Raw genomic sequence first — 6300 nt, forward strand, 5'->3', positions numbered from 1 at the left:
CATCACCAATCATCGGAGATGAGACGCTCGGGCGGGGCGGTGATCTTGACGGGGGTTCCCCATCCTCGATAGACGATGTTCATCGTCATCGTTCCGGCCTCGTCGCCCTCCGGCCAGGTGAACTTCATGACGGCCTGGAAGCGTCTCGGCAGGTTGTCCGGGCCCGTCCAGAGTTTCCAGGCGATCTGCCCGCCGTGCACCCCCTCCTCCTCGGTGTCGAAGGAGATGCCGGCCTGCCTCTCCGACAACTTGGTAACCGTCACGGTGCCGGTGTGGAGGGTCGTCCTCACTCCCTGGTAGATTCCGCCATCGGCGCTGGTCGCCCCGTAGGAGGCGACCAGTTCGAGGAAGCCCGGGTTGATCCCGTTGACCAGATCCTTGCCCCAGACGACCCCCGAGAAGTTCCGCCCGTAGGTCCACTCTCCCAGCTTCTGTGGCGACTTCCAGGTGTACTTGCCGTCGTCGGAACGCACGTAGCCCTGCGAGTAGAACTCTCGGCCTATGGTGATCTCCCGGGACCGTCCCGTCGCTGCCCTCTCGCGGGAGATCTCGGTGAGGTCGGCGGCATACATGCCCGAAGCGTTGAAGCGGTACGCGCCGGAGATCTTGAGATCCTCCGAGGGTGGAAGGCTGCCGCGTCGCCTGACGGAGAAGTGCACGGTGCTCTTCTTCGCGAACTGCTTTTTGATCGCCTTCACGACGGAGTCGAGAGACTCCGATGCGGAAGCCGCGTGCACGGCGCTGCCCGGAATCGTCACGCTCAGCAGGCCGGCCACGACCAGCGCGACGCTCATGCGCTTCATGCGTCGATCATCGCAGTCGTTGATCTCTGTCTCATCACGCCGGGGTGCTGGCCCGACGCCGTCGTTCGGCAAGAAGCGGCGCGCAAGCACGGCGGCGATGAGAGGTGGTCTGGTCGGGTGTCCCTCGGCGGGACGGCGTACGAGGGCGAGCTTTGGAGAAGCCGGCAGGGACGGGTGGCCAGGGCGAACATTGATGCCAGTGCGCGGCGCAGGGCTTGCTGTGTTGTGGCTGGACAGAGGTATCGCCTTACGCGATGCGGAACGGCTGGCCTGCTCAATCGTCCGACTTGCCGTCCTCGCTCGTGGTAGCGCAACTGTGGATGCGGCTTCCGCGGACAGCAGAGTTCGGAGTGCTCGTGCCGGGTCTGAACGCCGGCCACGAAGCTCTGAGGAGCATCCGCGACAGCGCAGCGAGTACCACCCGGTCTTGCGGGCGGAGATCGGGCCGGTTCACCTGACGGCGCAGCACGGCGACCTGATGCCGAAGCACCACGATCTCAACGTCATTGCTGCGGTCGTCACGGCTGAGCAGGACCAGTAGAGGCAGGACGGGGCCGAGGATCATGTAGAGCGAGGACCACCACACCACCAACAGGATGCCTCGAAGCGCTCTGTGCTTGAGCCGCATAGCTACTGGTCGACCATATTTGGTACCCAACCGGTGTCGCCCGGCGGGAGTAGCGGCAGCCAGCCGAGCAACCGGACCAGGAGCAGGTACAGCGGGCGTAGGAGCGCGTCTGCTGAGGGTAGAAGGCCGGATCAGATGCCATGGGCGAGTTGTGGCATCGCACAGGGCTCCGATGCCGCCATGCCGGGCCTCCTGGGCAGGAGGCCCGGCGGTGTGTATGTGTCAGTAGTCGCGCAGCTCTTCCTCCGCGCGTCGTGACCACCGCGAAACGAATGCGGGATCCAGCCCTTCCTCGAGAACCGTCACGCGGATCTCTCCGGTCACCGACTTGTGGATGTGCATGAGCTCTCCACCGTTCGGCGCTAGATCCCAGATCTCGGCGACCCAATCCTCAGTTCCCGGAACGCTGACGACAGAGAGCTCGATGAGCCGTTCGCCTTCTTTTGTCACGATCACGATGTCATCCCATTTCCCTGAGCGAATGCAGCGTCCACGACCCCTGAGAGTGCGTTTCGCGAGCTTATGCCCCTTTCGTCGCCGGAGTTGGCTTAGGTCGCCCGGTCAGAGGCTCGTCATTCGGGCTATGGGCGCGGTTGGGTGAACAATCCCGGTTCGGTCTCGACGAGGATGCCGCGGCCGGCCAGGCGTTTGAGCTTGGCGCGCAGGTTTTGGATGTCGTTGCGCGTCAGGGGCAGGTCCAGGGCCATGGCCACGTCACGGGCGCGCAGGGAGCCGCCGGCTTCGCCGAAGACGGTGAGGATCTGCTGGTAGGCAGGGTGAGCGGGGACCGCTGGCGGCGCGAGCAGTTCGGCCGGGGCGGGGTCCTGCTCGGCCAGGGAGATGAGGGTCTTGCGGGTGATCCGCAGGTGCTCGACCTGCTCGCTGAGTTCGCCCAGGCGCGCGCTGAGAGTGTCGATCTCCGCCTGGGTCTGCTCGATCTGGCAGGTCAGCCAGTGCTCGCGGGCGTCGATCCGATCCAGCAGCCAGCTGCCGGGGTCGGCCGGGTGCCCGTCGGGCCCGGTCATGTCCACCGCCACGGTGGCGCCGTGCCGCGGGTCAGACGGCGGGACATCACATCCGTCATCGCCCAATACACCCGTGATTCGGAGCTGGCCGGCAGGTGCTCGTAGTCGCGGACCAGACGGCGGTGGAACATCAAAATGCCGTAGGTCTGCTCGACGACCCATCTCCTGGGCTGGGGGACGAACCCCTTGCCGGTGGGTTGCGCTCGACGATCTCCACATCGATGCCCCGGCCGGCGCCATGCGTGACGACGGCCTGTTTGAATCCCTGGTCGACCAGCGCCTTGGTCACCGTGCCCTCGGTGCCGGCGGCGACTCGGTCGAGCAGCGCGATCCCGGCGGTGTTCTCGGGGGCTGAGGCTGCCAGCATGACCACGGCGATGACCAGGCCCAGCACGTCCACCGCCAGGCCGCGTTTCCTGCCCGGCACGCGCTTGGCGGCGTCTTTTCCGGTGGTGGAGGCGGGGACCCCGGCCGCGACGTGGACGCTCTGGGTGTCCAGCACGACCAAGCTCGGGTCGGCTAATCGTTTCTTCTTCTCGCGCAGGTGCCAGCGCAGCAGGTCGTGGATGGTCTTGTCAGTGCCGTCGTCGCGCCACTTGGAGAAGTAGTAGTACGTCGCGCTCTTGGGCGGCAGGTCATGCGGGAGATAGTCCCATTGCACGCCGGTCCGCCCCTGGTAGCGGATGGCGTTGACGATCTCGCGTAACTCGTAGCCACCCTCGTGACCGCTGACGGATGGGTGCGCGGCCTTCCACGCCGTGAGCACCGGCTCGATCAACGCCCACTGCGTGTCGGATAAGTCGCTCGGGTACGGCTTGCGCTCAGTCACTCAACCATCACAGCACGACCGGACCGCCAACCGGGGGTAACACTACAAATCCCTACGATCACACTGCGGCATCACGGGCATAGGCTCGCAAACTGCACTCTGAAGGGTGTCAAAACTGAGCCCAAGGCGCTGACCTGCCTCTTTCGTGACAGCGCTTCGTCGCTCAGCTGGCTCGCTGGTATTCGTTGATCAGCCCGCCGAGGACTTGGCGGCGCTTGATCTGGCCCGTCGGCAGCGGGATCACATCGGAGTCGTCATCGGTGCGAGCTCGGAGGCCGAGGGAACGGTGCGGCCGGTGGTGATTGTAGTGATCGGCGCATTCGTCCAGCACGGCGCGAAGGTGCCGCTCACCGAAGATCAGCAGTCGGTCGGTGCATTCGGTGCGTACCGTGCGGACCCATCGCTCGGCGAACGCGTTCGCGCGAGGCGCTCGCGGCGGGATCTTCAGCACCTGAATGTCGTCGCCTGTGAACACCGCATCGAAGCCGCTGGTGAACTTCGTGTCCCGATCCCGTACCGGGAACCGGAACGCGCCGGCATGGTCCTTTAGGCCGGCGAGGAGGTTCCGGGCTTGCTGGGCAACCCAGGCGCCATCGGGATGGGCGGTCACGCCGAGCACGTGCACGAACCGGGTGCCGACCTCCACCACAAAGAAGATATACAACCGGCGCAGCGTGACCATGTCCACCGTGAAGAAATCACAGGCCAGCGTGCTCGTCGCGTGGGCGCGGAGGAAATCACGCCAGCGGTCATTGGCACGTCGCGGCGCCGGACCCAAGCGCGCTCGTTTCAGGATGCGGCGGATCGTCGCACCGCTGACTCGGTGGCCCAGATGCCGTAGTTCGCCACGGATACGCTCGTAGCCCCAGCGCGGATTCTCCCGCGCCCACTGCTCGATCAACGCCACGACCGCCGAATCGGTCGCAGGTCGTCCCGTCTTTCGGTTTGGGTAGGTCCAGTGGCGTGCGACCAGACGCCGGTGCCAGCGCAGCAGCGTCCCCGGCGTCACCAGTCGGTGGGCGCGCAGCACCGCCGGCAGACCTCGGACCAGCACGGACAGCACCGCTCGATCCGCCCACGACAGCCTCGGACGGCCAACCTGACGGCGGAGCACCGCGACCTCGTGTCGCAGTACGAGGATCTCCACATTCTTGGTCGCGTCGCTACGAGCCAGCAGGGTCAGCCAGTCCAGAATGCGGCAGAAGATCAGATAGAAGAGACGGAGCGCCACGAGATCGAGCATGCCCAATCCGGGCTACTGCTCCGACCTGGAAGCCAAGACAAAACCGCAGCTCACGGCTGTGAACGGAGTATTGACACCCTTCACGGTGAGATAGGCCAGACGAAGGAGCACGGCCGATCATCATGCCATTTGCGTTCGCCCTCTCCCGGTGGTTGGAGCTCGTGCCGCGACGCGAAGCCTCTAGATGGCTATGACCTGGGCGGATGTGATTATCGGCAGGCGCAGACTTCTGCCGGCGCACTCTGGAGGAGCAGGAAGCGGTCGACCTGTCCAGGTCGCGGCGCTTCGAGCAATGGCATTCGCCGATGACGGTCTCCACGGCGGTCGACCGTGACCGCAGCATGGTGACGCACAGCCACCCCCCTCCCATGTCGGCCGCCGAGATGATCGGTTCTGCGGCTGCCGAAAGCTCCATCCATGCAGTTCAAGCCGCATATGAGTGGTCTGTGAAGGTTGCAGCCGAGGCTGTCTGCCAAATTTCCGACCTGATGTGAGAGACGATGGCCTGTCGTGGTCGGCAGGTCCGCATCCGCATCGCTCGCCGGCCGGAAAAGGTGATCCTCCCCCTCGCCTCCGGCGACATCGACCACGCCGTCGCCACCGCGACGACCCCGGCGATCTACCTCATCCTCGCCCTGGCCGCCGTCCACGCGGCCCGGCCCAAGATGATCCGCGACCTCCAGCTCGACGACATCGACCTAGGAAACCATCGCATCACCATCGGCGGCCATTCTCGCCCTCTCGACGAGCTCACCCATCAAGCGCTCCTCGCCTGGCTGGACTACCGGCGCAGCCGCTGGCCGAACACCGCCAACCCCCACCTGCTGCTCACCCAGCACACCGCGATGGAGAACTCCACGGTCGGCAAGCTCTGGGTCACCAACGCCGTCCGGGGCCTGACCGCCACCCTGGAGCGCCTTCGCATCGACCGCCAACTCGAAGAGGCTCTGACCCGCGGCCCCGATCCCCTGTATCTGGCTGCCGTGTTCGGCATCGACGACAAGACCGCGATCCGCTACGCCAACGCCGCCCGCCACCTCCTGCAGGCCGCTGCGGAAACGCCCGAACCACCATGACACCATAGGCGTCGTGATCTCCGCTGATGAACTCGTCAGCCGAAGGCTGCTCCAGGTGACGGTGTCCTTGCACACCCACCCCAGCGATGATCAAGCCTCGCTGGTGCATATGTGGTTGCACCTGAGCGATCTCGGCCCGGTCCGCTTTCACACCGCGCCCGACGCCTCGCTTGAGCTGGCGTTCGATCAACCACATAACTCCTATGACATGGACGAGTACGGCCAGGTCATCGTCGGTCCCGCCGCAGAGAACTTTCTGATGAGCCGATTCATCGGCCAGTCGATCCGAGCCGTCCACCGCATCATCGACCACCGGATCGAGACCGAGATCGGCCTCCGGCTCGAACTCGATCACGGCGAGGTGCGCATCCTCAACCTGGGCGACGAACTGGTCATCACCGACACTGCTCTGCCGGACGCGCTCGAAGCCGCTCTCCGCTGACACTCTTCGCGACGTTCAGTGCGCTGAACCCACGAGGCGAACAGGCCTTGAGATGCCGAACCCACGTGAGTTCCCGCTGAAACACCTTCAGTTCGCGTGAACTCTGGGCTTTCGCGGCCCTCCGCGCCCGAAGCTGTCCCCAGCCCCAAAGTAGCGATGAGCTAGTGGCCCGTCACGCAACGTTGACCGGGTAACTGGTCCAGCTTCGGATGGGTGAGCTGGCGGCGAAGCTGGTCTTCGGTTGCGCGCGGGCG

The 6300-nt window shown here is 65.3% G+C and carries 9 protein-coding genes and 1 pseudogene; 3 read left to right on the forward strand and 7 right to left on the reverse strand.

Annotated features, from left to right (window positions below; all coding sequences use genetic code 11):
* Nucleotides 1-2: 2 nt before the first annotated feature.
* The 7 genes and pseudogenes from ABZ444_RS48470 to ABZ444_RS48500 form a co-directional block, all read right to left on the reverse strand.
* Nucleotides 3-893 carry a hypothetical protein gene (locus tag ABZ444_RS48470; protein ID WP_358011408.1) on the reverse strand — a complete coding sequence of 297 codons (891 nt, stop codon included), beginning with the start codon at nt 891-893 and terminating at the stop codon, nt 3-5.
* A 184-nt stretch (nt 894-1077) separates the two neighbouring features.
* A complete protein-coding gene (locus tag ABZ444_RS48475) occupies nt 1078-1431 on the reverse strand; it encodes a hypothetical protein (RefSeq protein ID WP_358011410.1) in 354 nt (117 codons plus the stop codon).
* Nucleotides 1432-1653: 222 nt separating this feature from the next.
* Entirely contained in the window at nt 1654-1887 is a 234-nt protein-coding gene (locus ABZ444_RS48480; RefSeq protein WP_358011412.1) for a hypothetical protein, read from the reverse strand.
* Nucleotides 1888-2012: 125 nt separating this feature from the next.
* Nucleotides 2013-2456: a hypothetical protein gene (locus ABZ444_RS48485; protein WP_358011415.1), complete on the reverse strand. Its 444-nt coding sequence runs from the start codon at nt 2454-2456 to the stop codon at nt 2013-2015.
* Nucleotides 2453-2719, reverse strand: a complete 267-nt coding sequence (locus tag ABZ444_RS48490) for a transposase (RefSeq protein ID WP_358011427.1) — start codon at nt 2717-2719, stop codon at nt 2453-2455. Before ABZ444_RS48490 ends, ABZ444_RS48485 begins: the two co-directional genes overlap by 4 nt.
* Nucleotides 2668-3285, reverse strand: a pseudogene (locus tag ABZ444_RS48495) (IS5 family transposase); the annotation flags it as partial. The gene ABZ444_RS48490 and the pseudogene ABZ444_RS48495, both read right to left, overlap by 52 nt.
* Nucleotides 3286-3448: 163 nt before the next feature.
* Entirely contained in the window at nt 3449-4528 is a 1080-nt protein-coding gene (locus ABZ444_RS48500) for an integrase core domain-containing protein (RefSeq protein WP_358011418.1), read from the reverse strand.
* A gap of 305 nt (nt 4529-4833) precedes the next feature.
* Between ABZ444_RS48500 and ABZ444_RS48505 the strand changes: the two genes are divergently transcribed.
* Genes ABZ444_RS48505 through ABZ444_RS48515 form a run of 3 tightly spaced genes read left to right on the forward strand, consistent with a single transcriptional unit; the run spans nt 4834 to nt 6046 of the window.
* The gene (locus ABZ444_RS48505) at nt 4834-5022 is read left to right on the forward strand and encodes a hypothetical protein (RefSeq protein WP_358011420.1); all 189 of its coding nucleotides are present in this window, start codon (nt 4834-4836) and stop codon (nt 5020-5022) included.
* A 60-nt stretch (nt 5023-5082) separates the two neighbouring features.
* A complete protein-coding gene (locus tag ABZ444_RS48510; RefSeq protein WP_358011423.1) occupies nt 5083-5604 on the forward strand; it encodes a hypothetical protein in 522 nt (173 codons plus the stop codon).
* 13 nt (nt 5605-5617) lie between these two features.
* On the forward strand, nt 5618-6046 hold the full coding sequence (locus ABZ444_RS48515; RefSeq protein ID WP_358011425.1) for a hypothetical protein: 429 nt from the start codon (nt 5618-5620) through the stop codon (nt 6044-6046).
* Nucleotides 6047-6300: the final 254 nt, after the last annotated feature.

Source organism: Nonomuraea sp. NPDC005730 (assembly GCF_040630865.1).
Classification (GTDB): domain Bacteria; phylum Actinomycetota; class Actinomycetes; order Streptosporangiales; family Streptosporangiaceae; genus Nonomuraea.

Excerpts from the sequence above, each read along its gene's own strand:
- ABZ444_RS48475 (WP_358011410.1), bottom strand. The coding sequence starts at position 1,431 with ATGCGGCTCAAGCACAGAGCGCTTCGAGGCATCCTGTTGGTGGTGTGG.
- ABZ444_RS48485 (WP_358011415.1), bottom strand. The coding sequence starts at position 2,456 with ATGACCGGGCCCGACGGGCACCCGGCCGACCCCGGCAGCTGGCTGCTG.
- ABZ444_RS48500 (WP_358011418.1), bottom strand. The coding sequence starts at position 4,528 with ATGCTCGATCTCGTGGCGCTCCGTCTCTTCTATCTGATCTTCTGCCGC.
- ABZ444_RS48505 (WP_358011420.1), top strand. The coding sequence starts at position 4,834 with ATGACGGTCTCCACGGCGGTCGACCGTGACCGCAGCATGGTGACGCAC.